A 25,220-nucleotide genomic window follows, 5' to 3' on the forward strand; every position below is an offset into this window, starting at 1 on the left:
CCTTCAGACGGTAGTTCCGCCATTACAAAGCGCCCGCTCACCGCGGACAAGTGACTTGGTTCTGTCAGCAGACACACACCGCACTGGCCAGTTCCTACTAGTCGGGGGTTCCTTCGAGGGGCGGCGATCTGCCATGCGCGGTAGCGGCCGACCGGCAGGGATCTGCCATGCCGGTCTGTCATGTATTCGGTCACGCCGCGCCGTTAGGTTCTCGGCATATCGACGAACGAAAGGGAAATACCGTGATCACCGTCGCGACCGTCTGCTCACTCATAGAGAAGAAGCTCGGCAGCAAGGCCGCGGGCCTGACCCTGGACGACAACACGGTCTTCGACGCCGTCGGCCTGTCCAGCCTCCAGATCGCCGACATCGTCTACACCATCGAGGATGACGCCGAGATCGAGCTCGACCCGAGCCAGGCCGCCAACATCAAGACCGTCGGTGACCTGGTCGCGCTCGTGGAGGCCACAAAGTCCGCCGGTGCGGCGGCATGACCGCCGTCACCACCGCTTACCAGGGCGCCACCGCCGAGGCGATCAGGCACCACTACGACGTCTCCAACGACTTCTACGCCCTGTGGCTGGACAGCTCCCTCACCTACACCTGCGCCCTGTGGGACGACTCCGGCGCCGGCCCGTCCGGTGTCGAGGAGACCCTGGAGAGCGCCCAGGCCCGCAAGCTGGACTACCTCATCGAGGGGGCCAGGGCGGCCGGCGCGCGGCGCGTCCTGGACGTGGGCTGCGGCTGGGGAAGCCTGCTGAAGCGGCTGACCGGGATCTACGGCGTCGAGCACGCCGTCGGCCTCACTCTCAGCGACAGTCAGGCCGAGCTGGTGCGCGATGCTGCGCTGCCGGGTACGGAGATCCGGGTGGAGAACTGGCGGGACCACCAGCCGGACGAGAGCTACGACGCGATCATCTCCATCGGCGCCTTCGAGCACTTCGCCACCACCGGTCTGTCCCGGCCGGAACGGATCGCCGCCTACCGGGAGTTCTTCGAGCGGTGCTCCGCATGGCTGCCGACGCGCGGCCGGATCGCCCTCCAGACCAACATCAAGGGCAACAACACCGTGATGGACAAGGCCACCGTGCGTGAGCTCATGTTCATCATCGACACGATCTTCCCGGAGTCGGAGATCCCGGCGCTCTCCGAGGTCGTCGAGTCCTCCGAGAAGCTCTTCGATGTCGTCTCGGTGCGCAACGACCCGGATCACTACGCTCGAACGTGCGCCGAATGGCTGCGTCGGCTGCGGGTGAACCGCGAGTCCGCCGTTCGGGTCGCGGGCGAGCAGAACGTCCTCAACTACGAGAAGTACCTGGGTGCGAGCGTCCGGCACTTTGAGAACCGGCACCTGGGGTTGTCGAGGATCATCCTCGAAAAGGGGCGGTAGTGGGTTCACGCAAGCACGTCGTCTACTGGCACGAGACCGAGTCGGTCACACCTGAACCGCCTCTGCGTGACACCAGCGACTGCGATGTCGCCATCGTCGGCGGCGGATACACCGGCCTGTGGGCCGCGTACTTCCTCAAGGAGGCCGAGCCCGCGCTCGACATCCGCGTCGTTGAGGCCCAGTACTCCGGGTACGGGGCGTCCGGCCGCGCCGACGGGTTCGTCACACCGACCATTGGCAAGGACATCCAGGCCCTGGTTCGGGAGTTCGGCACGTCCCGCGCCCTGGAGGCGTCGCAGGCCGTGGGCCGGTCCATCCTGGAGATCGGCCGGTTCCTGCGCCGTAACAAGATCGAGGCGGGGTACGAGGCCAACGACTACCTGATGGTCGCCACCGATACGGCTCAGCTGCGCCGGCTGCACGAGGACCGGGAACTGGCCACCAGGATCGCCCGCCGGGAGCAGCCCGAGATCATGACTGCCGCGCAGGCGCAGGCCGTCATCGGCTCCCCCGCCGTGCTGGGCGCCATGCGGACCGGGGGGGCGCTGGTCAACCCGTTCAAGCTGGCCCGCGGCCTGGCGAAGGTCGTCAAGGACCGCGGCGTCACCGTGTACGAGAACACGCCCGTGCTGCGCGTACTGCCCGGGGTGCGGCCCACGGTCGTCACGCCCGGCGGCCGTATCACCGCCGACAAGGTGATCATCGCGGCCAACGCACACCAGTTCACGTTCGCGCCGTTCCGGAACAAGACCGTGCCGATCTGGAGCTACGCGATGGTGAGCGAACCCCTCACCGATGAGCAGCTCGGCCGGGTCGCCTGGGCGGGCCGCGAGGGCATGGTCGAGGCGAAGACGTTCCTGACCTGCGCCCGGTTCACCGCCGACAACCGGCTGATGTTTGCCGGCGGCCCCGCCCTGTACTTCATGGGCCGCGACATGCGTCGGCGGCGGATGAACGACCAGCGCGCCTACCGGGCGCTGCGCGAGGAGTTCCACCGGTTCTTCCCGATGTGGGGCGACGTGGAGTTCACCTACACGTACGGCGGCACCGTCGACGTCACCCGGGACTACGCCCCGCACTTCGGGCGACTCCCGGGCACCAACGCTTTCTACGGCTACGGCTTCAACGGCAACGGTATCGCCGCCACCCACACCGGCGGAAAGGTGCTGCGCGACCTGGTCCTCGGCAAGGACTCCGAGTACGCGCGGCTGCTGTACGTCGACGACGAGCACCGCAAGCAGCGCAGCTTCCCGCCGGAGCCGCTGCTGTACGTCGGCGCCCGCGCCACCACACGGCTCATGGAGTGGAAGGAGTCCCGGGTATGACCGAACTGCGCCGCACCGTGCTGTTGACCGGCGCCTCCGGCGTCGTCGGCCAGGCCATCCTGCGGGAGGCGCCCGGCCGGCCCGTCCGGATCATCTCCATGGCCCGGCCCGGTGGCACGGCCCTGCCGCCCGGCACCGACGAGGTCCTGGGCGCCGACCTGGCGCAGCCCCGCTTCGGCCTCGACGAGGACAGCTACGCGGCCCTGGCTCGTGACGTCGACACCGTCATCCACTCGGCCGGGCTGACCGAGTGGGGCCTGCCCGGCGAGCGGTACAAGCCGGTCAACGTCGACGGAACCCGCCGTGTGATCGACTTTGCGGAACGCGTCGGCGCCACCGTCCACTTCATGAGCACCGCCTTCGTGGCCGCGCTCTTCACGGACGCCCCGTACCAGCTCAGCGACACCAACGTCACGACGAACTACGTCCGTTCCAAACTACGCTCCGAGCAGATGCTGCGCGACAGCGGCATCCGGCACACCGTGTTCCGGCCCACCAACCTGATCGGCGACTCGGCCACCGGCTGGACGTCGCGTGGCCAGATCGTGCAGCTGATGTCCGACTGGATCTGCCGTGGCCGGGCGCCCTTCATTCCCGTGCACCAGGGCAACCGGATCGACATCGTGCCGCAGGACCTGCTCGCGAAGGCCGTGTTGAGAGCAGTCGAATTGGGCGACGACGAAGGCTCGTTCTGGGTCACCTACGGCGACGAGGCCATGGACATGGAGCGTGCCGTCGAGGTGTGCGCCAAGCACGCGTCCGCCCTCGGACGGACCCTCGGCTCGATCCCGGTCACCGACCCGGACGCCCTCGACCCCGAGGAGCTGCTCAGGCTGCCTCCGCTGGCCCGTTCGTACCTATCGGTGCTGCGCGACGTCAGCGAGGTGACGCGGTGCAGCGGCGGTGTTCTGCCGACGTCCATGCCCGAACTGCGCACGCGCTATGGCATTCCGCACGTCCAGGACACCGACGCCTATCTGCGGACGCTTGAGTACGCCTCCGCCCACCTCAGCTAGAGAGGACGCACACGTGAACGACGAGTGGAAGCCGCCCAGGCTCGATGGGACCGTCGCGGTGGTCACCGGAGCCAGCCGGGGCGTGGGCCGCGGCATAGCCCTGGCCCTCGGTGGGGCGGGGGCCACGGTGTACGTCACCGGACGCAGCACCCGCGGCGAGGGCCGCACCGAGGGCCTGCCTGGCACGGTCGACGACACCGCCGATGAGGTCACCGCCCGGGGCGGCACCGGCGTCGCGGTGCGCTGCGACCACCGCTCGACCGATGACAACCAGGCCCTCGCCGACCGGATCCGCGCCGACCACGGCGGCCTGGACTTGCTGGTGAACAACGCCTGGGCGGGCTACGAGCGCTCCGCCGACGTCCGGTTCGACGCGCCGTACTGGGACCAGCCCATGTGGCGGTACGAGCTGTGCGAGGGGTCGCTGCGTGCCCAGTACGACATCACGCGACTGCTGACCCCGCTGATGTTCGAGCGGCCGAACGGGCTGATCGTTGGCATCGGCTTCACCGACGGGGACACCTACCTCGGGCAGGCCGCGTACGACGTGTTCAAGGCCGCCAACGACCGACTGAGCAAGGCGTTCGCGGCCGACCTCCGCAAGAAGCGGGTCGCGGCGCTCTCGCTGCACCCCGGGTTCGTCCGCACCGAGCGGGTCGAGGCGGCCTGGGAGGCACTGGGCGACGGCCCGGCCGCAGTGGTGCACTCCCCCGAGTACGTGGGCCGCGCCATCGCCCACCTGGCGGCCGACGCCGAGGTGCGGGAGCGGTCGGGCCAGATCCTCACGGTCGGCGATCTGGCCGACGAGTACGGCTTCACCGACGTCGACGGGCGGCGGCTGTCCGCCTTCCGGCTGGAGGGCCGGATGAGTCTCGCCACGCGCATGGACCGGCTGAACCGAGTGGTGGCCAAGGCGACCGCTTCCTGACCCACCCGCGTGCCGCGTGGCACATCCCCACACGGCACGACCATCCCATGGGAAGACAGCGAACAGGAGTAGGCATGGGCACGGGAACAGCCCCATCCACCGCGACCGCAATGACCGGAGCGACTGGCAAGGCGGCAGCCCTTGTGCTCGCGGTGACATGCGGCGCACAGTTCATGGTCATCATCGACGACACCGTCGTCGCGATGGCGCTGCCGACGATCCGCACGGCACTGGACTTCGAACAGGCCTCGCTGGCCTGGGTCGTCGACGCGTACATGCTGCTGTTCGGTGGCTTTCTCGTGCTCGGTGGCCGGTGCGCGGACCTCTTCGACCGGCGAAAGGTGTTTCTCACCGGCCTCGGTGTCTTCACCGTGGCGTCGCTGGCCTGCGGTCTGGCCACCACGTCCGAGATGCTGATCGTGTCGCGCGGCGCACAGGGCTTCGGCGCGGCACTGCTCAGTCCGGCCGCCCTGTCCATCCTGATCAACGTCTTCACAGAGGCGAAGGAACGACGTAAAGCCCTCGGTGTGTGGGGCGGCCTCACCGGCGTTTCCGGAGTCTCTGGTGTGCTTCTCGGCGGTGTCGTCACCGACACCATTGACTGGCGCTGGGTGTTCTTCATCAACATTCCGGTCGGCATCCTGCTGTTCGCGCTCGTCCTACGGCCCGCCTTGGCCGACCGTATGGCGCCGGCCAGGGGGACGTCGACCGACACCACCGGCGCTGTGCTCATCACGTCCGCGCTGCTGCTGCTCGTCTACACCGTGATCAGCACCAGCCACCGCCCGTGGGGCTCCACCGCCACCATCGCCGGGCTCATCGGCTCCGGCCTGCTGCTGACCGGCTTCGTCGTCAGGGAGCTGCGAACCCCGCAGCCGCTGATCCGGCTCGGCATCTTCGCCAACCGGCAGATCGCCGTGGCGAACGTGATGATGCTGCTCGCCGCCTCCGGCCTGTACGGGATCTTCTTCTTCCTGACCCAGTACATGCAGATCCTGCAGGACTGGTCGCCACTGCGGGCCGGGCTTTCGTGGGCGCCGTTCGGCGTGACCATGGCGGTGTTCTCGGGTGTCGCGATCCAACTGCTGCCGAAGCTCGGCAGCCGCGTCCTGTGCCTGCTCGGACTGGCCACGGCGACCGTCGGACTCGGCCTGCTGTGGGGCGCGCCCGTCAAGGCCTCGTACGCGTCGGACATCCTGCCCACGCTGCTGCTGTGCGCCGCCGGATACGGGCTGGCAATGGTGCCGCTGGTGGTGGCCGCGGTGAGCGGTGTGGCCAAGTCGGACTCCGGAGCGGCCTCCGGGGTTCTCAACACAGGTCAGCAGATCGGCGGCGCCACCGGCCTCGCCGTGCTGGCCGCGCTCGCCGGCAGCCGCCTGGACGACGAGGTGGCCGCGGGCAAGGCGCTGCCCGATGCCCTGCTGGCGAGCTTCCACTCGTCGTTCCTCGTCGGCACGGTGCTCAGCGCCTGCGCCGCCTTGCTCGCGCTGGCCCTGCCCGCACTGCGCACGGAGTTCGACCCGGAGACGACCTCGGGCGTCTGACACGCCCCGGACCGTCACGTCGAGTGCAACACCACCTAAGTACTGAGGGGAAGAGGGGATATGGACGGCAGGGAACATCGCTGGTACATGCTCGCGGTATCCGTGGTCCCGCTGCTCGCACTCGGCGTCGCCATGGTGCTGGCATGGAACAGAGTCCTTGGCTGGACCGACGTTCTGGTCACGGTGATCATGTACGTGATCTCGGGCATCGGCATCTCGACCGGCTATCACCGGCTGCTGACGCATCGCGCGTTCGAGACGTACAAGCCGATACGGGTGGGGCTCGCGGCGGCCGGTGTGATGGCGGGCCAGGGGCCGCCGATCATCTGGGCGGCCCACCACCGCAAGCACCACCGGGTCGCCGACAAGGAGGGAGACCCGCACAGCCCGCACCTGGGCTTCGAGCCCGGTTTCAAAGGCGCTCTCACCGGTATGTGGCACGCCCACCTCGGCTGGCTGTTCAACACGAAGCTCAGCTCGGACCCGATCCGCTACTGCCCGGACCTGGTACGGGAGAAGCCGCTGCGCCGGCTGAGCGAGAACTTCCTGGCCGTCGTCGCCGCCGGCATCCTGCTGCCCGGCCTGATCGCGTTCGCGCTGACCGGCGGCTCCGTCCAGGCCCTGCTCACCGGTATCCTGTGGGGCGGCCTGGTCCGGATCTTTCTGATCAACCACATGACGTACGCGGTCAACTCGATCGGCCACTACTTCGGCCGGCGCCGCTTCTCCACCACGGACGAGTCCCGGAACGTCGCCTGGCTGGCCCTCCCCTCGTTCGGTGAGGCCTGGCACAACAACCACCACGCCTTCCCCCGGTCCGCCCGGCACGGTATGAAGTGGTACGAGGTCGACATCTCCGCAATCTTCATTTGGAGCCTGGAGAAGACGCGGCTGGCCTGGAACATCATCCGGATCGACCCCGAGCGCATGACGATGCGGGAGGCCGGGATCAGCCGGGTGACCGGCAGCGCACTCAGCCAACAGGAGCTCCTGGTCAGCCAGCAGAAGCTCGCCCCGATGGCGGAGCGGTCCCGCGGAGGCTCGGACATCTCCCTCGTGGACGTGGAGTGACCATGGCGGCCGAGAGCGGACTGTGGGACCTGCTCCTGCGGGGCGAGTCGCACGGCACGCTCCACCACTGGGACGGCGAGGGCTTCGCGTATCTGCCGTGGCATGAGGTCGTCGCGCAGGCGCACGGCATGGCAGCGACCCTGCGCGAGGCCGGCGTGCGGCCCGGCACCCGGGTCGCCACCGTTCTCACCAACTCGGAGCACACTGTCCGCGGGCTGCTCGCGGTCTGGCTGGCGGGGGGCGCCGTCGCGTCATTCCCGCTGCCGGCCCGCGGGCAGACCCCGGAGGAGTACGGCAACCAGCTGACGGTACTCAGCGAGGGCCTCGACCCGGCTGTACTGCTCGTCGACGAGCGCCTGAGGCCCCTGGTCCCGGCCGGGCTCACCGCCCAGCTGCCAGTGCTCACGTGGACATCGCTGTACGGCGGCGGGCGTATCGACCCGTCGCCGCCCGGTGACGAGGACACCGCGTTCATCCAGTACTCGTCCGGCAGCACGAGCCTGCCCAAGGGCTGCGAGCTGAGCGTCCGCGCCATCGGCACCCATCTGCACATGCTGCGGGAGATGTCGGACGGCCGGCCGGGCCAGGAGACCATCGCCTCCTGGCTGCCGCTCTCGCACGACATGGGCGTGTTCGGCACGATGCTGCACGCTTGGGCGTTCGATCACGACTTCGTACTGTCGTCGCCCGAGCGCTTCGGCATGGCGCCGCGTACCTGGTTCCGGGACATGTCCGAGTTCGGCGCGACGATGACGGCCGGTACGAACACCGCACTGCACCTGGCGACCCGGGCGCAGGGCCGGACGGCCCTGCCCAAACCGCTGCGGCTGAAGGTGTTCGTGGTGGGCGCCGAGCGGGTCGACTGGGACACCCTGAACGCCGCCGCGGAGACGTTCCGCTCCTCGGGCCTGGCCCCGGAGGCATTCATGCCCGCGTACGGCATGGCCGAGGCGACGCTCGCCATCTCCAGCACGCCGCTGGGCGAGCGGCCGTCGGTGCGTCACTTCGACGGCGCGGCCCTGCTCGACAGCCGGGTCGTGGAGGTCCCCGAGGACGCGCCGGGCGCCACCCGGCTCGTGTCCAACGGGCCTCCCCTGCCCGGCGTCCGGGTACAGCAGGCCCGGGCCGGCCGGGTGTCGGAGCTGCTGGTCTCCACACCCAGCCTGGCCAGCCGGTACCACGGAGACCCGCAGCGCACCGCCGAGCGGTTCCGCGACGGCGCACTACACACCGGTGACCTGGGATTCGTACACGACGGCGAGGTGTTCTTCGTAGGCCGCGCCGACGACCTCATCTCGGTCGGCGGACGCAATGTTCACACCGGGGACATCGAGTCGGCGATCGAGGGCCTTGGCCCAGTCCGCAAGGGCTGCTCGGCGCTCGTCGAGATGCCCGGCTCGCCCGTCTCCCGGCTGGTGCTGCTCCTCGAACCGGCCCGCCGCAGCGACGACTTCCGGTCGATCGCCGACCGGGCCGCCACGGTGGCCCTGGAGAAGTCGGGCATCGCCCTGTCCGAGTGTGTGTTCGTGGAGCGCGGCCATCTACCCCGGACGCCCAGCGGCAAGATCCAGCGGTTCCGCTGCCGGAGCCTCCTCGGCCAGGACGACTCCCGGCTGAAGACCATCGCCCGCATCCGGTTCGACTGAGCCGTACGCGCCGACCGGGCCGTACCCAGGGGCACGGCCGGCTCACGACAGAAAGGATCCACCATGTCCCAGGGCCAGACCCTGCCACCGGGCTTCTTCGCCGACACCGAGATCGCGGACGGCGGGGACCACCTAAGGCTCCACCTCAACGAGAACCCGTACGGTCCGCCGCCCGGCGCGATCGACGCGGTGCATGACGAGTCCACGCACCACCTCAACCGCTACCCGGACGCCGACTGCCGACAGCTCCGCGAGACCCTCGCCGCCTACTTCGGCGTCACCCCGGACATGGTCGCAGTCGGCAACGGCACCGACGAGCTGGTACTTGTCACCTCTCTGACTTTCCTCCGCGAACCCGGCACGTCCGTCGTGACCACCGCGACGACCTTCCCCGGGTACATGATGTCGGCCGCGTCCGTGGGCCGCGCTCCCGTCACCGTCCCGCTGGACGGCGTCGGCCTGCCCGTCGAAGAGCTCGCCGAACGGATCGGCGCGGGCGCCGACCTCACGTTCCTCTGCAACCCGCTCAACCCGACCGGCGCGCTCCTCGACCGGGCGTCCGTCACCCGGCTCCTCGACGCCGCCGAATCCGGTGGTGGCGTGGTCGTGTTCGATGAGGCATACATCGACTTCGCCGGGCCCACCCACGAGTTCGCCCTCGAAGCGGTACGCGCAGGCCGGCGCGCCCTGGTGATGCGGACGTTCTCCAAGGCGTGGGGCCTGGCCTCCGTACGCATGGGCGTTGTCATAGGCCCCGCAGACCTGATCGCACGGGTCTCCGCCACCGCAGGCGCACTGCCGTTCAACGTCAACCGGCATGCCCAGCGGGCCGTCCTGCAGGCCCTTGAGCAGCCGGAGTACCTCGACCGGGTGCGTACCGAGAACGCCCGGGTGCGGGAGCTGCTCTGCAAGTCGCTGGACGTGCTGGGCCTCACCTACGCGCCGTCCGCGAGCAACTTCGTCATGGTCGACGTGCCGCCGCCGGGCGACAGCGCCCGGTTCGCGGCGCGCCTCGCTGCCGACCACCGCATCTTCGTCCGCGCGCTGGACGCGCTCGGCATGCCTGGCCGGCTCCGTATCTCCGTGGGCACCGAGGCCGAGGTGGAGCGCCTCGCCACGGCGCTTGGGGCCATGCTCGACGGCCCTGGAACGCTCTGATCCGCAGACCGGAAGAACAGGGAGCAAGGCCACCAACCATGGGCCATTATCAGCCAAACCTGCGAGACCTGGAGTTCACCTTGTTCGAGGTGCTGGGCTGCGCAGACGCATACGGCCACGGCGCCTTCGCGGGCACCGACGAACACACGGCGCGTACCGTGCTGGCCGAGGTGGCGCGGCTCGCCACCGGTGAACTGGCGGACGCCTTCACCGACGCGGACCGCAACCCGCCCGTGTACGACCCGGTAGCCGGAACTGTCACTCTCCCCGACTCCCTCAAACGGGCGTACCGCGCATGGACGGACGGCGGCTGGCACCTGCTCGACCTGCCCGCCTCGCTGGGCGGCACCGACGTGCCGCCGTCCCTCCGCTGGGCCGTTGCCGAGCTGGCGCTCGGTGCCAACCCAGCCGTCTACCTGTACCAGGGCCTGGCCGGCTTCGCGAAGATCCTCGACCGGCTCGGCACCCCCCAGCAGAAGCGGCTCGCCCGGCTGATGGTCGACCACCGGTGGGGCGGGACGATGGTGCTCACGGAGCCGGAGGCCGGCAGCGATGTCGGCACCTGCCGCACCAGGGCCGTCCAGCAGCCCGACGGAACTTGGCACATCGAGGGCGTCAAACGGTTCATCACATCAGGCGAGCACGATTTGTCCGAGAACATCGTGCACTTCGTGCTCGCCCGCCCCGAGGGCCACGGCTCTGGCACCAAGGGCCTGTCCCTGTTCCTCGTACCGAAGTTCCTGGTGGAGGACTACAACACCGGTCGGCTCGGTGCCCGCAACGGTGTCCGTGCCACCGCCCTCGAGGACAAGATGGGGCTGAAGGCGTCCGCGACCTGCGAGCTGACGTTCGGCGCCGAACAGCCCGCCGTCGGGCTGCTGCTGGGCGACGTCCACGACGGCATACGGCAGATGTTCCAGGTTATCGAGCAGGCCCGGATGATCGTCGGTGCCAAGTCCGCAGCGACCCTGTCGACCGCGTACCTCAACGCCGCCGCATACGCCCGGGACCGGGTCCAGGGCGCCGACCTGGCATCCCTCGCGGACCGGAACGCGCCGCGCGTGCCCATCATCCGCCACCCCGAGGTGCGCCGCGCTCTGCTGCTGCAGAAGGCGTACGCGGAGGGGCTGCGCGCTCTCATGCTCTACACAGCCACCGTCCAGGACCGGCTTGCCGCCGCAGAGGCCACCGGTACGCCCGACCGGGCGGCGAAGGCGCTCAACGACCTGCTCCTGCCCGTCGTCAAGGGCTACAGCTCCGAGCGCGCCTGCGAGCAGCTCAACTACGCCCTGCAGATCCTTGGCGGCGCCGGATACACCCGGGACTTCCCGTTGGAGCAGTACATCCGCGACGCCAAGATCGACACTCTGTACGAGGGCACCACCGCGATCCAGGGTCTCGACTTCTTCTTCCGCAAGATCGCCCGGGACGGGGGTGAGGCGTTCGGCGCACTGCTCACCGAGGTGGAGAAGACCGCCCTCGACACTTCCACCGGCGGCGAACTGGACGACACGCGCGCGTTGCTCGCCCGGGCCCTGGAGGACCTGCGGGGCATGGCCCAGTCGAACAGCGGGCGGCTGATGGAGTCCTTCACGGACCCGGCTGCCGTGTACCAGGTGGGCCGTAACACCACCCGGCTGCTGATGGCCACCGGCGACGTACTGGTCGGGTGGCTGCTGCTGCGCCAGGCTGTCGCCGCCGAGGCGGTCCTGACGGAACTGCCCGTCGACACCAGTGGCGCGATCCGGGCACGCCGGGCCTTCTGCGTGGGCAAGATAGCCACTGCCCGGTTCTTCGCCCAGGAGGTGCTTCCGCTGCTGACCGCCGAACGCTCCATCGCGGACCGGGTGGACACCGTCCTCATGTCCCTGCCGGAGGACGCCTGGTGAGGCCCGCGGAGACAACCGCGCACCCCTGCACACCGGGCCTACGCTGATTCCCCAAGGAGTACCCGCATGTCCCAGTCCTTCGCCGCTCTGCCCCCTGCCCATCAGACGATGCTGCTGGCCCACCGCGCGATGGTGCGCGACCTGGGCCGGGTCGCCCGTACCGCCGAGCGGCTGGCGCAGTCGCCCGACACCGAACGGGCCGCCGCCCTCCGGGAGTACATCGACAAGCTGTTTCTGCTGATCGAGCACCACCACGAGGGCGAGGACGAGTTCCTCTGGCCGCGACTGCGGCAGCTGGGAGCGGACGAGGAGGCACTCACCCTGATGACCACCGAGCACGACGAATTGTCGAAGCTCCTGCACAGCTGGCATGACGTCAGCCGCCGACTTGGTACGGACCCCGGCGCAGCGGCTGAGCTGGCGACGCTGACGGAGGGGGTGCGCGACCAACTCGCGAAACACGCCGGGGACGAGGAGCGGGAGCTGTCCGAGCGGCTGGCGCCGGTGCTGGGCAATCAGATCTGGAAGGGGTTTGCGACACACATGCGCAAGACGGCACCGAGTTGGACCCTGAAGTTCATGCCGGCCTGGCTGTCCTCCGTGGCCGGCCCCGGCGAGCGGGGTGGGGTGCCCGCGCCGCCGGTGGCGGCGCTGTTCAAGGGCTGGCTGGAGAAGCGGCAGCGGGCAGCGTTCGGCGAGAACTACTGAGCCGAAGAGGTGACGCTGCCGCCGGTCCGACACCGCCGGTGAGCTGCGCCGACGCTGTGACAGGATGACCGGCACCATGACCACCAGCACCGTCAGCAGCTGCCGCGCCCCGGGCGCCGACGCACCGGCCGGGACCTCGCGATGAGGGGCCGGGCAAAGCCTCCGTCGGCGCCCCTGCCGCAGCGGGACGGCATCGACCCGGTGCGGGTACGGCTCCCCGAGGATCCGGGCGGGGAATGGCCGACGGTCCGTGACCATCTGCTGGCGCGGTTCGGCGGTGCGATCGGGGCGGACCGGGTGGACGCGATGCTCACCGAGGGCAGGTTCGTCTCGGTGCAGGGGCCCGTGGCGGCCGACGAGCCGTACACGGCGGGCCGGTATCTCTGGTTCCACCGGGACTTCGCGCCCGAGGAGCCGGTGCCGTTCCCCGTCGGTGTCGTGTACCGCGACGCGCATCTCGTCGTCGCCGACAAGCCGCACTTCCTCGCCACGACACCGCGCGGCCGGCACATCACCGAGACAGCGGTGGCCCGGCTCCGCCGCGAGCTGGATCTGCCGTCGTTGCAGCCCGCACACCGGCTGGACCGGCTGACGGCAGGCCTGGTGCTCTTCGTCGTACGGCCCGAGGAGCGGGGCGCTTACCAGACGCTGTTCCGCGACAAGCGGGTGCGCAAGGAGTACGAGGCGGTGGCACCGTACGACCCGGCGCAGGCCTTCCCGCGCACCGTACGCAGCCGGATCGTCAAGGAGCGCGGGGTGATCGCGGCCCGGGAGGAGCCGGGCGAGGCGAACAGCGAGAGCCGGATCGAGCTGCTGGAGCACCGGGCGGGGCTGGGCCGCTACCGGTTGCTGCCCGCCACCGGGCGCACCCACCAGCTCCGGGTTCATATGAACAGTCTGGGTCTGCCGCTCGTCCATGATCCGGTCTATCCGGTGGTCGAACCGGAGGGGGCGGCGGACGACTGGACGCGTCCGCTGCAGCTCCTCGCCCGGGTGCTGGAGTTCACCGATCCGGTCACGGGCGGGCCGCGCCGCTTCGAGAGCGGGCTGCGGCTCTCCGCGTGGCCGGACCGGTGATCCCCTGACGTCAGTGCCCGCGAGCGATCCACTCGTCGAGGTGCGGCGCCTCGGCGCCGATCGTGGTGGAGTCGCCGTGTCCGGTACGAACGGTGGTGTCCGCCGGCAGTGCGAGCAGCCGGTCCCTGATCGACGCGACGATCGTCGGGAAGTGCGAGAACGACCGCCCGGTGGCGCCGGGCCCGCCCTGGAAGAGCGTGTCCCCGGTGAAGACGGTGGACAGCTCGGGGGCGTACAGGCAGACCGCTCCCGGGGCATGACCGGGCGTGTGCAGGACCTGGAGCGTGGTCCCGGCGATCTGCAGCTCCTGGCCCTCCGCCAGTTCGGCGTCGGGTGTGCGGTCCGGGTGGGTCTGCTTCCACAGCGGCAGGTCGTCGGGGTGCAGCATGATCGGCGCACCCGTGGCGTCGGCGAGGGCCGGGGCGGCGTCGATGTGGTCGTTGTGGGCGTGCGTGCAGACGATGGCGCGCAGCGTGCGGCCGCCGAGCGCGTCCTCGATGGCGACCGGATCATGGGCGGCGTCGATAACGATCGCCTCGGTGTCGTCGCCGATGATCCAGACGTTGTTGTCGACGTCCCACTCGCCGCCGTCGAGGGCGAAGGTGCCGGAGGTGACGAGGTGGTCGATGCGGGCCGTCATCAGAGCACCACCACCGAGCGCAGCACGTCGCCTTCGTGCATCCGGGTGAACGCCTGCTCGACGTCGCCGAGCCCGATGGTCTCCGTGACGAACGCACCGAGGTCGATCCGGCCCTGCTGGTGCAGGTCGATGAGCATCGGGAAGTCGCGCGAGGGCAGGCAGTCTCCGTACCAGGACGACTTGAGCGAGCCGCCGCGGCCGAACACGTCGATCAGCGGCAGTTCGAGCTGCATCTCCGGGGTGGGGACGCCGACCAGGACGACCGTGCCGGCGAGGTCGCGGGCGTAGAACGCCTGCTTGTACGTCTCCGGGCGGCCGACCGCCTCGATGACGACATCGGCGCCGTTGCCGCCGGTCAGGGCGCGGATCGCCTCGACCGGGTCGGTGGTGCGGGAGTTGACGGTGTGCGTGGCACCCATCTTCTTCGCCGTCTCCAGCTTGCGGTCGTCGATGTCCACCGCGATGATCCTCGCGGCGCCGGCCAGCCGGGCGCCCATGACGGCCGCGTCGCCGACACCGCCGCAGCCGATGACGGCGACCGAGTCGCCACGGCCGACCTCGCCGGTGTTGATCGCGGCCCCGATGCCCGCCATGACGCCGCAGCCGAGCAGCCCGGCGGCGGCCGGGGAGACCTCGGGGTCGACCTTGGTGCACTGGCCCGCGGCGACCAGGGTCTTCTCCGCGAACGCTCCGATACCGAGCGCGGGCGACAGCTCGGTGCCGTCCAGCAGCGTCATCTTCTGCTTGGCGTTGTGCGTGTTGAAGCAGTACCAGGGGCGGCCGCGCCGACACGCCCGGCACTGCCCGCAGACCGCACGCCAGTTGAGGACGACGAAGTCGCCGGGCTCGACGTCCGTGACTCCCTCGCCGACGGACTCCACGATGCCCGCGGCCTCGTGGCCGAGCAGGAACGGGAAGTCGTCGTTGATGCCGCCCTGCTTGTAGTGCAGGTCGGTGTGGCAGACGCCACACGTCTGGATCTTCACCACGGCCTCACCGGGACCGGGGTCCGGGATCACGATCGTCTCGACCCGTACGGGCTCGTTCTTTCCCGGTGCGATGACCCCTTGCACCTGCTGCGCCATACCGTGGTCTCCCTTGTCGTGACGGTCCCGGCTTCTCTGATGTTCGACCGACATCCGAAGATCGAACACGAACAACCGTACGCGGTCGTAGGTGTCCCGGCAGCGGCGGCACGGTGGCGCGCGGGAGGCGGCCCCCACCGGAGGTTCCGCGGGGGCCGCCTGCCGGCGGGTCAGGCCTCCATGTCGTGGACCCGGCGCCCGCCGACGTACGTCTGGAGGACGCGGGTGGCGCCGATCTCCTCGGGCGGGCCCGCGTACGGGTCGCGGTCCAGGACCGCCAGGTCGGCGCGGCCCTGCCCTCCGGATCCGGGCCCCGACCCGCGGCTCCGGGGTGGGTCCCCGCAAGGCGCGTACCCGCGGTCTCAGGGGGCGAGCACGTCCAGTTCGTGCAGGGCACCCACCGCGATCTCCTTCGTCAGCCGCTCCGCCTCCGCCACGTCGCCCTCCCGCACCGCCTCCGCGAGCCGTACGTGGAGCGTGACCGCCGCCGGGTCCGGGTCCTCGAACATCACCTGGTGATGGGTGCGTCCCGCCAGCACCTCTGCGACGACGTCCCCGAGCCGCGCGAACATCTCGTTGCCGGAGGCGTTGAGCACGATCCGGTGGAACGCGATGTCGTGCTCCAGGTATCCCTCCAGTTGCTGGCCGCGTGAGGTCGCGACCATGCCGAGGGCGCATTCGGTGAGGGCGGCGCACTGTTCCGGCGTGGCGTGCCGGGCGGCGAGTCCGGCCGCGACCGGTTCGATCGCCGAGCGCAGGACGGTCAGGGAGCGCAGCTGGCGCGGCCGGTCGGTGCCGGCCAGACGCCACCGGATGACCTGCGGGTCGTAGACGTTCCACGCCTCGGTCGGCTGCACGGTCACGCCGACCCGGCGCCGGGACTCGACCAGGTGCATGGATTCGAGGACCCGGATCACTTCACGGACGACCGTGCGCGAGACGTCGAAGCGCTGGGCCAGCTCGTCGGTGCGCAGCACCCGGCCCGGCGGGCAGTCCCCCGCGGCGATCTCCAGACCCAGGGTGTCCAGCACGTGTGTATGCAGCCCGGGGCCCTGTGTGGTCATGGGCAAAGCCTACGGGTCACGCACCTGGAACAAAAAGTACGACTTTTATGTCACAGAATCTTGAATAAGTCGTACGTATAGGTTTCAGTTGCGCGACGGACCGGTGTCGAGGACGACATCGACGGAGACAGCGAGGCACCACCAATGAGCACCCCCCACGTAGTCGTGGTGATGGGCGTGGCAGGGACCGGCAAGACCACGATCGGCCCCCTGCTCGCCGCCGAACTCGGCGTTCCGTACGCCGAGGGCGACGAGTTCCATCCCGCGGCGAACATCGCCAAGATGTCGGCCGGCACCCCGCTGGACGACTCCGACCGGTGGCCCTGGCTCGATGCGATCGGGCAGTGGGCGCACGACCGGGCCGGACTCGGCGGCGTCGTCAGCAGCTCGGCGCTCAAGCGGGTCTACCGCGACCGGCTGCGCGCCGAGGCCCCCGGTGCCGTCTTCCTCCACCTGACCGGTGACCGGGCCCTCATCGAGGAGCGCATGGCGGACCGCAAGGGCCACTTCATGCCGACCGCGCTGCTCGACTCGCAGTTCGCCACCCTGCAGCCGCTGCAGGAGGACGAGGTCGGCGTCTCCGTCGATGTGTCCGGCACCCCCGAAGAAATCACCCAGCGAGCCGTCGCCGCGCTGCGCCGGCTCGAAGACTAAGGATCCCCACCGTGACCAGTCTCAGCGTCGAGATGTTGGCAGCGGACGCCGTCGAACCGATCACTTCGGCAGGCAACGCGCAGTTGGGCATTGCCGTCCTGGCCGGCATCGCCGTCATCGTTCTGCTGATCACCAAGTTCAAGTTGCACGCGTTCCTCGCGCTGACCATCGGCTCGCTGGCCCTCGGCTCCTTCGCCGGTGCCACGCCCGCCAAGACGATCGCCAGCTTCACCGCCGGTCTCGGCTCGACCGTCGCGGGCGTCGGTGTCCTGATCGCGCTCGGCGCCATCCTGGGCAAGCTGCTCGCCGACTCCGGCGGCGCGGACCAGATCGTCGACACGATTCTCGCGAAGGCGAGCGGGCGCGCCATGCCGTGGGCGATGGTCCTCATCGCCTCGATCATCGGTCTGCCGCTCTTCTTCGAGGTCGGCATCGTGCTGCTGATCCCGGTCGTGCTGCTCGTCGCCAAGCGCGGCAACTACTCCCTGATGCGGATCGGTATCCCGGCGCTGGCCGGTCTCTCCGTGATGCACGGGCTGATCCCCCCGCACCCCGGCCCGCTGGTGGCGATCGACGCCCTCGGCGCCAACCTCGGTGTCACGCTGGCGCTCGGTGTCCTGGTCGCCATCCCGACCGTGATCATCGCGGGCCCCGTCTTCTCCCGTTACGCCGCACGCTGGGTGGACATCAAGGCGCCCGAGAAGATGATCCCGCAGCGTCCGTCGGAGGACCTGGAACGTCGCCCCAGCTTCGGCGCCACGCTGGCGACCATCCTGCTGCCCGTCGTGCTGATGCTGGTCAAGGCCCTCGTCGACATCGTCGTGGACAACCCGGAGAACCACGTCCAGCGGGTCACCGACGTGATCGGCTCGCCGCTGATCGCGCTCCTCGCGGCCGTCATAGTCGGGATGTTCACGCTGGGCCGGGCAGCCGGTTTCAGCAAGGGCCGCCTCTCGGTCACCGTCGAGAAGTCCCTCGCCCCGATCGCGGGCGTGCTGCTGATCGTCGGTGCGGGCGGTGGCTTCAAGCAGACCCTCATCGATGCCGGTGTGGGCCAGATGATCCTGGACTTCTCCAAGGACTGGTCGATCCCGGCGCTGCTGCTGGGCTGGCTGATCGCCGTCGCGATCCGGCTCGCGACCGGCTCGGCGACCGTGGCCACGATCTCGGCGGCCGGTCTGGTCGCCCCGCTCGCCGCCGACATGTCGACGTCGCACGCTGCGCTGCTGGTCCTCGCAGTCGGTGCGGGCTCGCTTTTCTTCAGCCACGTCAACGACGCCGGTTTCTGGCTGGTGAAGGAGTACTTCGGGATGAGCGTCGGCCAGACGGTGAAGACCTGGTCGGTGATGGAGACCATCATCTCCGTGGTCTCGCTCGGCTTCATCCTGCTGCTGTCGCTGGTCCTTTAGAGGAGCTCGCAAAATGGGAGTCCGATCAGCTCGCGGCGTCTGGTGCGTGCGATCGCAAGGCGTCGGAAGGTCCTCGTAGCGGAGCTACTAGGGCATTTCGGCAACGCAGCGAGCGTGCGTGCCAGACGCCGCGAGCCGGGCGCCCATTTTGTGAGCTCCTCTTAGGGCCCCTCCGGGGCAGGTCCGGCGAGTCGTCCGGCGACTCGCCGGACCGTCCTTCCGGCCTCTCGGCGCATTCCCCCACAGCGGGTGTTCGGCCCGCGCCCAATGGCGCTCGACCGACCCGGTGCGCACGCCACGGCGTACGGCCCACGGGTGCGCCTGCGGCATCGGGAGGGCGACTGTCCACCCATCCATTCGAGCACCCGCGGCCGCATGTCACCAGGGGCCGCGGGTGTCCGTCACACTTCGGTAACGGGCCTCAGTGGTGGACCGCACCGCTCTCCGCCGCCTTCTCCAACTGGAACGCCTCGTTGCCCAGGCCGATCCTGGCGTGCACCGCCGGCTTCGTCGAGCGCAGCACCGCCCCGTAGACCAGACCGATGACGAGCGCGGCGACGACGACTCCGGGCAGCAGCCAGTTGAGCACCGAGCCGGGACCGGATCCGACGAGTACGTCGAAGTCCCGGACCGTGAAGACGGCGATGGCCACCAGCGCCGCACCGGCCAGACCGGAGGCGACCAGCCGCCACAGCTGCGCCCGGCCGGCACCGCGCTTGACGAAGAAGGCGATCACGGCGAAGGAGGCGGCGGCCATCAGCACGATGACGCCGAGCGCGCCGACGTTGCCCATCCAGGTGAACAGGTGCAGCACCGGGGCGGTCGGGTCGCCGACCGCATTGTCGTCCGTGAACGCGAAGGCCAGCACGATGACCAGGGAGACGACGGACTGGAGCAGCGAGCCGGTGGCCGGGGCACCGCTGGACTTGTTGGTCCGGCCGAACGCGGCGGGCAGCAGGTTCTCACGGCCCATCGCGAACGCGTACCGGGCGACGACGTTGTGGAAGCTGAGCAGCGCCGCGAACATGCCGGTGACGAAGAGGACGTGCAGCACGTCGGTGAAGGTGGTACCGAGACGGTCCTCGGTGAGACCGAACAGCATCCCGGGGCCCTCCTTCAGCGAGGTGTCGGCGATGAAGTCGGGGCCCGCGGCGACGGTCAGCGCCCAGGAGCCGATCGCAAGGAACAGGGCGGCGTAGCCGACGGCGAGGAACATCACCCGGGAGACGACGATCTGCGGGCGGCTGGTCTCCTCTGCGTACACCGGCGCCTGCTCGAACCCGACGAACGCGGCGATGCAGAAGCAGAGCGCGGTGCCGAGTCCGGCGCCGGTGAGGGTGTCCGGGTTGAAGGCGTGCAGCGACAGTCCCTCCGGTCCCGGCTTGGAGACGGCGGCGATGTCGAAGATCACGACGAGGGCGCACTCGACGACCAGCAGCACGCCGAGGACCTTGGCGTTGAGGTCGATCTTCAGCCAGCCGAGCACACCGACGATCACGACGGCGACAACTGCCGGAATCCACCAGGCGAGTTCGATCTCCAGATAGGTGGAGAACAGGCCGGAGACCTCGAAGCCGAGGATGCCGTAGATGCCGACCTGCATGGCGCTGTACGCGACCAGCGCGACGAGTGACGCACCGGCGCCCGCGGTCGGGCCGAGTCCTCGTGCGATGTACGCGTAGAAGGCACCGGCGTTGTGGACGTGCCGGCTCATCTCCGCGTAACCGACGCTGAACAGCATCAGGACGATGCCCAGGATGACGTACAGCAGCGGCTGGCCGACGATGCCCATCACGCCGAAGACGGTGGGCATCACCCCGGCGACGACCATCAGAGGGGCGCTGGCGGCGAGGACCGAGAGAAGCAGTCCCGGGGTGCCGAGCCGGTCCGCCCGCAGGGCCCGCTCCTCACCCTTGTAGGTGCTGATGCCGCCCGTGTCGCTCGTCACGCCGGTGGTGCCGGTCTCGCTCGTTCTTGAACTGCCCGTCGACATGGCGGGGGTGGTCCCTTCGTTGAGGAGAAATGCGGGGAGGTGCACAACGGGGGGTGGCGCGGCGGCGGGCGTTCACGGGGTTCCGAGTGCGGCGCCGCGTGCCGTGAGGAAGGTCCGGTACGGGTCCCGGCCGGAGTACGACCAGGGCGCGGGCGTGGCATGGTGGCCGATGCGCTGGAAGAGGGCCGCGGCCTCCGCGGACCGGCTCCCGCACACCTTCGCGTGGGCCAGGAAGTTGAGGTCGGCACGGTTGCGCGGATGGTCCTCGCGCTCCCACTCCAGCCACCAGTCGAAGGCGGCCTTCATCACCTGCCGGGCCCGCCGCCCCTCCCAGTGCCCGGAGCCCACCGGGTCGTCGGACTCGCTGCCCGTGGCGACCAGGACGCGGTAACGCTCGGCGTGCGCGACGACCGGGAGGACGGCGAGCGGCGAGTCGGCGGGGGCCCGTTCGGCGGCCCAGGCGGCGAAGTCGTAGACCTCGTGCAGCGGGTCCTGGCCGCTGTCGGGATGGTTCTCGGCGAGCAGGGCCGTCATCAGATGGTGCGCGTGGTGGTGGTCGGGGTGGCGGAGGCGCACTTCGTCGAAGTACTTCCCTGCCTCCTCCTGGGTGCCGTGGCCACGGGCCAGCATCAGCTGCCCCAGCCAGGGCGTGGGGTCGTCGGGGGCCAGCCCGGCGGCACGCAGACAGGCGTCGCGGGCCGCTTCGGGGGTGTCCTTGCCATGCAGGGCGCGGACCACGGTGGCGCAGGCCAGCAGGGTCGCGGCATCGGCGCTCTCGGGTTCGGCAAGCAGCCAGTCCTGGGCCCATCCGGCGGCGGACGGGGTCTCGGCGAGAGAGACGACGCGGTGGCCGCGGCGGTCCCAGTCATGGCCGGTGGCGACCAGCAGGGAGCGGGCCCTGGTCCACCGCCCCTGGGTGAACTGTCCTCGTACGTCGATGAGTTCGGTGTCGTCAAGTGCCGTGTCGAAGGGGTGGCCGGAGCGCCCGCCCCGTCTTCGGGAGCGGCCCAGAGAAGGCGGGGGCGGCGACACCGCTGGTTCCTTTACGGCATGGGTACGAGCACAGTACGGGCCTGGCGCAAACACGTACGAGGCAGGTACAGATATTCCGAACGCGCCACAGCAAAGCGGCAGACGGGGCTCCACGTCAAGAGCCGGATCGATCAACTACGCTCATTTTCAGCTGGGTTGGCCGGAACTCAGACCTTCACCTTCTCTCCTTCGGGAGGTGCCGGGACATGTGAGACTGGCGCCATGTCGAACCGTGAAGCTCTCAAACCGTTCCTTCTCGCCTTTCCCGGGCCGCTGCGCGACCAGCTGGTGGGGGCGGTGCTCGCCGGCGTGAAGGTGTCGACGACGGGACTCCTCGCGGAGTACGCGGTGGAGCAGGAGGAGCTGCCCGCGGTGGGCGAACGGTCGGCGCTGATCGATTCGGACGGCCGGGAGATCGCGGTCGTCGAGGTGACGGGGGTACGGGTCCTGCGGCTCGGTGACGTCGGTCTCCAGCACGTGCTCGACGAGGGCGAGGGCGACACGTCGGTGGCGCAGTGGCGCGCGGGCCACGAGCGGTTCTGGCACGGGGAGGAGATGCGGGAGGCGCTCGGCGACCCGGAGTTCACGGTCGATGACGACACGCTGATCGTCGCCGAACGGTTCCGGGTCGTCGAGTTGCTCGACCCCGTCGTCGGGGGGTGACGCGTCTGCGGCCAGGGCCCCTCGTTCGGATCATGCCGGGCTCGCGGGGTCCGGCACGCGGGTCTGCGGCGTTGTCGTCGGTCGCCGACTCACTCCCTCCTCCGCCTTGCGGCTGCACGCACCACGGCGACACCAGCCGCTCCCCGATCCGGCCCGATCCGAACGGAAGACCCCAAGAGCTGTCCCGTCAGGCGCCGACCGCCTCTGCCGCGGCGCGGCCCGCCACCCGCCCGGAGAAGATGCAGCCGCCGAGGAACGTCCCTTCGAGCGAGCGGTAGCCGTGCATCCCTCCGCCGCCGAATCCGGCCGCCTCCCCCGCCGCGTACACACCGGCGAGCGGCGTGCCGTCCTCGGTCAGCACCCGCGACGAGAGGTCCGTCTCCAGTCCGCCGAGCGACTTGCGGGTGAGGATGTTCAGCCGCACGGCGATCAGCGGGCCGGCCTTCGGGTCGAGGATGCGGTGCGGTGCCGCCGTACGGATCAGCCTGTCGCCCAGATAGGCGCGGGCCCCGCGGACCGCCGTGATCTGGAGATCCTTGGTGAACGGGTTGACGATCTCGCGGTCCCGGGCGGTGATCTCGCGGCGCAGCGCGTCCGCGTCGATCAGCTGCTCGCCGGTGAGCGCGTTCATGCCGCGGACCAGTGCGTCGAGGTCCTTCTCGACGACGAAGTCCACGCCGTTGTCCATGAACGCCTTGACCGGGCCCGGCACGTCGGCGCGCGCCCGGCCGATCACGTCACGGACCGACTTCCCGGTCAGGTCGGGGTTCTGCTCGGAGCCGGAGAGCGCGAACTCCTTGCCGATGATCTTCTGGTCGAGAACGAACCAGGTGTAGTCGTGGCCGGACTTCATGATGTGTTCGAGGGTGCCGAGCGTGTCGAAGCCCGGGAAGAGGGGGACCGGTAGCCGCTTGCCGCGGGCGTCCAGCCAGAGCGAGGAGGGGCCCGGCAGGATCCGGATGCCGTGCTTGGCCCAGATCGGGTTCCAGTTCTCGATACCCTCGGTGTAGTGCCACATCCGGTCGCGGTTGATGTGGTGGGCGCCCGCCTCCTCGGTGATGCCGAGCATGAGTCCGTCGACATGGGCGGGGACGCCGGAGAGCATCTTCGCGGGCGGGGTGCCGAGCCGCTCGGGCCACTGGGCGCGGACGAGGTCATGGTTGCCGCCGATGCCGCCGGAGGTGACGATCACCGCCTGTGCCCTCAGCTCGAAGGTGCCGGTCGCCTCGCGGCTGCTCGCCGTGCCGCGCTCGGCGCCGCTCGGCTCGAGGACTTCGCCGGTCACGGTGTCGACAGCCCCCGCGGTGCGGCCGAGACCGGTGACCCGGTGGCGGAACCTCAGCCGGACAAGCCCCTTGGCTACGCCCTCACGGACCCGGCGTTCGAACGGAGCGACGACGCCGGGGCCGGTGCCCCAGGTGATGTGGAAACGGGGTACGGAGTTGCCGTGGCCGGTCGCGCCGTAACCGCCGCGTTCGGCCCAGCCGACGACGGGGAAGATCCGCAGCCCCTGGGCGTGCAGCCAGGACCGCTTCTCCCCCGCCGCGAAATCGACGTACGCCTCGGCCCACTTCCGTGGCCAGTGGTCCTCCTTCCGGTCGAACCCCGCGGTGCCGAGCCAGTCCTGAAGGGCCAGCTCCTGGCTGTCCTTGATCCGCATGCGGCGCTGCTCGGGCGAGTCGACGAGGAAGAGACCGCCGAAGGACCAGTGCGCCTGACCGCCGATCGACTGCTCGGGCTCCTGGTCGAGCAGGATGACCGTGCGGCCCGCGTCGACGAGCTCGGCAGTGGCCACGAGACCCGCGAGCCCTGCCCCGATCACGATCACATCAGCGTCGTACGCCATGGGTTCCGTCCTTGTCGGAGTGGGCCGGAGCGAGCCGGAAGTTACTCGTGCGTCAGATCTTGGGCACCGGCCGGTACTGCGTCAACCGCCCGGTCGGCGGCGCTCCGGCCGCGCCCCTGCCACCGAGGCGCTATCGTCGAAACAAATCACCCTCCCCTGGCCGGACTTGAGGAAGAGAAGCGTGTCGGTCCTGGTCCTCGTACTCGCCGTGAGCGCCGCCTGCTGTCTGGGATTCGGCTTTGTCCTGCAGCAGGCCGCTGCCGAGCACGCCCCAAGGAGCGACTTCCTCTCCCCCCGGCTGCTGCTCGACCTGATGCGGGTGCCGAGCTGGCTGGCCGGGATCGGACTGATGGTCTGCGGCATGGCGCTGGGGGCGCTGGCCCTGGGCAAGGGCGAGGTGTCCGTCGTCGAGCCGCTGCTGGCGACCAATCTGCTCTTCGCGATGGCTCTGTCGCGCCATCGCACCGGGCAGCGGCTGGGCCGGCAGGGCTGGGCGGGGCTCTGGCTGCTGGCCGGCGGAGTCACCGCTTTCCTGCTGGGAGGCCGGCCGCAGGGTGGCGAGGTGGTCACGAACGAGCTGCGGCACTGGCTGGTGATCGGCGTGGTCGTGGGCATCGCCATGATGCTGACCACGTTCGCGAAGCGCTCGCAGCACGGAGCGGCCCCCGCTCTGCTCGCGGTGGCGGCCGGGCTGCTGTACGGCCTCCAGGACGCGCTGACCCGGGTGAGCGGACAGCGGCTGTCGGACGGGGGGTGGACCGCCCTGGTGACGGGCTGGCAACCGTACGCGGTGGTGGTGCTGGGTGTGACGGGTCTGATCCTGGTGCAGAGCGCCTTCGAGACGGGGCCGCTGCGGACGTCGCTGCCCGCGCTGACCGCCGCCCAGCCGCTGGCCGGGATCGCCTGCGGGGTCGGGTTCCTCGGCGACCAGCTGCGTACCGACGCGGCCGCGCTGGCCTGGCAGGCGACGGGTCTGACGGCGATCGTCGTCGGGATCATGCTGCTGGGGCTGCATCCGGCGATGCCGGAGGGGCGCGGCCACCATCACCGCAGGCGCAGCCTCCAGCCGTACTGACGGGCGG

General features: G+C 70.0%; 22 protein-coding genes. 16 read left to right on the plus strand and 6 right to left on the minus strand.

Annotated elements, in window-relative coordinates:
- Positions 1 to 242: 242 nt before the first annotated feature.
- The 12 genes from ACGFSA_RS06930 to ACGFSA_RS06985 all read left to right on the plus strand — a co-directional run bounded on the left by ACGFSA_RS06930 (position 243) and on the right by ACGFSA_RS06985 (position 13,752).
- Entirely contained in the window at positions 243 to 494 is a 252-nt protein-coding gene (locus ACGFSA_RS06930; protein ID WP_393300706.1) for an acyl carrier protein, read from the plus strand.
- A complete protein-coding gene (locus ACGFSA_RS06935; protein WP_393300709.1) occupies positions 491 to 1,390 on the plus strand; it encodes a class I SAM-dependent methyltransferase in 900 nt (299 codons plus the stop codon). The genes ACGFSA_RS06930 and ACGFSA_RS06935 overlap by 4 nt, the downstream gene beginning before the upstream one ends.
- Positions 1,390 to 2,715 (plus strand): NAD(P)/FAD-dependent oxidoreductase, encoded by a 1,326-nt coding sequence (locus ACGFSA_RS06940; protein WP_393300712.1) that lies wholly within the window; start codon positions 1,390 to 1,392, stop codon positions 2,713 to 2,715. The genes ACGFSA_RS06935 and ACGFSA_RS06940 overlap by 1 nt, the downstream gene beginning before the upstream one ends.
- Positions 2,712 to 3,731, plus strand: coding sequence for an SDR family oxidoreductase (locus ACGFSA_RS06945; RefSeq protein ID WP_393300715.1), 1,020 nt, complete (start codon positions 2,712 to 2,714; stop codon positions 3,729 to 3,731). Before ACGFSA_RS06940 ends, ACGFSA_RS06945 begins: the two co-directional genes overlap by 4 nt.
- A gap of 13 nt (positions 3,732 to 3,744) precedes the next feature.
- A complete protein-coding gene (locus tag ACGFSA_RS06950) occupies positions 3,745 to 4,659 on the plus strand; it encodes an SDR family NAD(P)-dependent oxidoreductase (protein ID WP_393300718.1) in 915 nt (304 codons plus the stop codon).
- A gap of 110 nt (positions 4,660 to 4,769) precedes the next feature.
- A complete protein-coding gene (locus tag ACGFSA_RS06955) occupies positions 4,770 to 6,203 on the plus strand; it encodes an MFS transporter (protein ID WP_393300721.1) in 1,434 nt (477 codons plus the stop codon).
- A gap of 87 nt (positions 6,204 to 6,290) precedes the next feature.
- Positions 6,291 to 7,274, plus strand: a complete 984-nt coding sequence (locus ACGFSA_RS06960; protein ID WP_393300724.1) for an acyl-CoA desaturase — start codon at positions 6,291 to 6,293, stop codon at positions 7,272 to 7,274.
- Positions 7,275 to 7,276: 2 nt separating this feature from the next.
- Positions 7,277 to 8,920: an AMP-binding protein gene (locus ACGFSA_RS06965; protein WP_393300726.1), complete on the plus strand. Its 1,644-nt coding sequence runs from the start codon at positions 7,277 to 7,279 to the stop codon at positions 8,918 to 8,920.
- A gap of 63 nt (positions 8,921 to 8,983) precedes the next feature.
- On the plus strand, positions 8,984 to 10,078 hold the full coding sequence (locus tag ACGFSA_RS06970; RefSeq protein WP_393300729.1) for a pyridoxal phosphate-dependent aminotransferase: 1,095 nt from the start codon (positions 8,984 to 8,986) through the stop codon (positions 10,076 to 10,078).
- Between the two features lie 38 nt (positions 10,079 to 10,116).
- Positions 10,117 to 11,967, plus strand: coding sequence for an acyl-CoA dehydrogenase (locus ACGFSA_RS06975; protein WP_393300732.1), 1,851 nt, complete (start codon positions 10,117 to 10,119; stop codon positions 11,965 to 11,967).
- Positions 11,968 to 12,033: 66 nt separating this feature from the next.
- Positions 12,034 to 12,675, plus strand: coding sequence for a hemerythrin domain-containing protein (locus ACGFSA_RS06980; RefSeq protein WP_393300735.1), 642 nt, complete (start codon positions 12,034 to 12,036; stop codon positions 12,673 to 12,675).
- A 141-nt stretch (positions 12,676 to 12,816) separates the two neighbouring features.
- Positions 12,817 to 13,752, plus strand: coding sequence for a pseudouridine synthase (locus ACGFSA_RS06985; RefSeq protein WP_393300738.1), 936 nt, complete (start codon positions 12,817 to 12,819; stop codon positions 13,750 to 13,752).
- Positions 13,753 to 13,762: 10 nt separating this feature from the next.
- Here ACGFSA_RS06985 and ACGFSA_RS06990 read toward each other — a convergent pair whose 3' ends face one another.
- The 3 genes from ACGFSA_RS06990 to ACGFSA_RS07000 form a co-directional block, all read right to left on the minus strand.
- The gene (locus ACGFSA_RS06990) at positions 13,763 to 14,392 is read right to left on the minus strand and encodes an MBL fold metallo-hydrolase (protein WP_393300741.1); all 630 of its coding nucleotides are present in this window, start codon (positions 14,390 to 14,392) and stop codon (positions 13,763 to 13,765) included.
- On the minus strand, positions 14,392 to 15,477 hold the full coding sequence (locus ACGFSA_RS06995) for an S-(hydroxymethyl)mycothiol dehydrogenase (RefSeq protein ID WP_393300744.1): 1,086 nt from the start codon (positions 15,475 to 15,477) through the stop codon (positions 14,392 to 14,394). Before ACGFSA_RS06995 ends, ACGFSA_RS06990 begins: the two co-directional genes overlap by 1 nt.
- A 362-nt stretch (positions 15,478 to 15,839) precedes the next feature.
- Positions 15,840 to 16,541: a FadR/GntR family transcriptional regulator gene (locus ACGFSA_RS07000; RefSeq protein ID WP_393300746.1), complete on the minus strand. Its 702-nt coding sequence runs from the start codon at positions 16,539 to 16,541 to the stop codon at positions 15,840 to 15,842.
- Between the two features lie 144 nt (positions 16,542 to 16,685).
- Here ACGFSA_RS07000 and ACGFSA_RS07005 point away from each other — a divergent pair, with 144 nt between their 5' ends.
- Positions 16,686 to 17,195: a gluconokinase gene (locus tag ACGFSA_RS07005; protein WP_393300749.1), complete on the plus strand. Its 510-nt coding sequence runs from the start codon at positions 16,686 to 16,688 to the stop codon at positions 17,193 to 17,195.
- An 11-nt stretch (positions 17,196 to 17,206) separates the two neighbouring features.
- A complete protein-coding gene (locus tag ACGFSA_RS07010) occupies positions 17,207 to 18,604 on the plus strand; it encodes a gluconate:H+ symporter (RefSeq protein WP_393300752.1) in 1,398 nt (465 codons plus the stop codon).
- Between the two features lie 421 nt (positions 18,605 to 19,025).
- On the opposite strand, the gene ACGFSA_RS07015 is transcribed toward ACGFSA_RS07010, so the two are convergent.
- Positions 19,026 to 20,597, minus strand: a complete 1,572-nt coding sequence (locus ACGFSA_RS07015; protein ID WP_393300755.1) for an APC family permease — start codon at positions 20,595 to 20,597, stop codon at positions 19,026 to 19,028.
- A gap of 72 nt (positions 20,598 to 20,669) precedes the next feature.
- A complete protein-coding gene (locus ACGFSA_RS07020) occupies positions 20,670 to 21,629 on the minus strand; it encodes a hypothetical protein (RefSeq protein ID WP_393300758.1) in 960 nt (319 codons plus the stop codon).
- 222 nt (positions 21,630 to 21,851) lie between these two features.
- Between ACGFSA_RS07020 and ACGFSA_RS07025 the strand changes: the two genes are divergently transcribed.
- On the plus strand, positions 21,852 to 22,292 hold the full coding sequence (locus ACGFSA_RS07025) for an ASCH domain-containing protein (RefSeq protein ID WP_393300761.1): 441 nt from the start codon (positions 21,852 to 21,854) through the stop codon (positions 22,290 to 22,292).
- A gap of 187 nt (positions 22,293 to 22,479) precedes the next feature.
- Here ACGFSA_RS07025 and ACGFSA_RS07030 read toward each other — a convergent pair whose 3' ends face one another.
- Positions 22,480 to 24,138, minus strand: coding sequence for an FAD-binding dehydrogenase (locus ACGFSA_RS07030; RefSeq protein WP_393300763.1), 1,659 nt, complete (start codon positions 24,136 to 24,138; stop codon positions 22,480 to 22,482).
- A gap of 181 nt (positions 24,139 to 24,319) precedes the next feature.
- Here ACGFSA_RS07030 and ACGFSA_RS07035 point away from each other — a divergent pair, with 181 nt between their 5' ends.
- Positions 24,320 to 25,213 carry a DMT family transporter gene (locus ACGFSA_RS07035; protein ID WP_393300766.1) on the plus strand — a complete coding sequence of 298 codons (894 nt, stop codon included), beginning with the start codon at positions 24,320 to 24,322 and terminating at the stop codon, positions 25,211 to 25,213.
- The last annotated feature ends 7 nt before the right edge of the window (positions 25,214 to 25,220 follow it).

Origin of the sequence: Streptomyces sp. NPDC048496 (assembly GCF_043200055.1) — a bacterium.
GTDB lineage: Bacteria > Actinomycetota > Actinomycetes > Streptomycetales > Streptomycetaceae > Streptomyces.

What these genes read in the sequence shown, in the direction of transcription:
- ACGFSA_RS06990 (WP_393300741.1), bottom strand. Translation starts at nt 14,392, where the DNA reads ATGACGGCCCGCATCGACCACCTCGTCACCTCCGGCACCTTCGCCCTC.
- ACGFSA_RS06995 (WP_393300744.1), bottom strand. Translation starts at nt 15,477, where the DNA reads ATGGCGCAGCAGGTGCAAGGGGTCATCGCACCGGGAAAGAACGAGCCC.
- ACGFSA_RS06945 (WP_393300715.1), top strand. Translation starts at nt 2,712, where the DNA reads ATGACCGAACTGCGCCGCACCGTGCTGTTGACCGGCGCCTCCGGCGTC.
- ACGFSA_RS06970 (WP_393300729.1), top strand. Translation starts at nt 8,984, where the DNA reads ATGTCCCAGGGCCAGACCCTGCCACCGGGCTTCTTCGCCGACACCGAG.
- ACGFSA_RS06985 (WP_393300738.1), top strand. Translation starts at nt 12,817, where the DNA reads ATGAGGGGCCGGGCAAAGCCTCCGTCGGCGCCCCTGCCGCAGCGGGAC.
- ACGFSA_RS06965 (WP_393300726.1), top strand. Translation starts at nt 7,277, where the DNA reads ATGGCGGCCGAGAGCGGACTGTGGGACCTGCTCCTGCGGGGCGAGTCG.
- ACGFSA_RS07025 (WP_393300761.1), top strand. Translation starts at nt 21,852, where the DNA reads ATGTCGAACCGTGAAGCTCTCAAACCGTTCCTTCTCGCCTTTCCCGGG.
- ACGFSA_RS06955 (WP_393300721.1), top strand. Translation starts at nt 4,770, where the DNA reads ATGACCGGAGCGACTGGCAAGGCGGCAGCCCTTGTGCTCGCGGTGACA.
- ACGFSA_RS07015 (WP_393300755.1), bottom strand. Translation starts at nt 20,597, where the DNA reads ATGTCGACGGGCAGTTCAAGAACGAGCGAGACCGGCACCACCGGCGTG.
- ACGFSA_RS07030 (WP_393300763.1), bottom strand. Translation starts at nt 24,138, where the DNA reads ATGGCGTACGACGCTGATGTGATCGTGATCGGGGCAGGGCTCGCGGGT.
- ACGFSA_RS07000 (WP_393300746.1), bottom strand. Translation starts at nt 16,541, where the DNA reads ATGACCACACAGGGCCCCGGGCTGCATACACACGTGCTGGACACCCTG.
- ACGFSA_RS06975 (WP_393300732.1), top strand. Translation starts at nt 10,117, where the DNA reads ATGGGCCATTATCAGCCAAACCTGCGAGACCTGGAGTTCACCTTGTTC.
- ACGFSA_RS06960 (WP_393300724.1), top strand. Translation starts at nt 6,291, where the DNA reads ATGCTCGCGGTATCCGTGGTCCCGCTGCTCGCACTCGGCGTCGCCATG.
- ACGFSA_RS06980 (WP_393300735.1), top strand. Translation starts at nt 12,034, where the DNA reads ATGTCCCAGTCCTTCGCCGCTCTGCCCCCTGCCCATCAGACGATGCTG.
- ACGFSA_RS07005 (WP_393300749.1), top strand. Translation starts at nt 16,686, where the DNA reads ATGAGCACCCCCCACGTAGTCGTGGTGATGGGCGTGGCAGGGACCGGC.
- ACGFSA_RS06935 (WP_393300709.1), top strand. Translation starts at nt 491, where the DNA reads ATGACCGCCGTCACCACCGCTTACCAGGGCGCCACCGCCGAGGCGATC.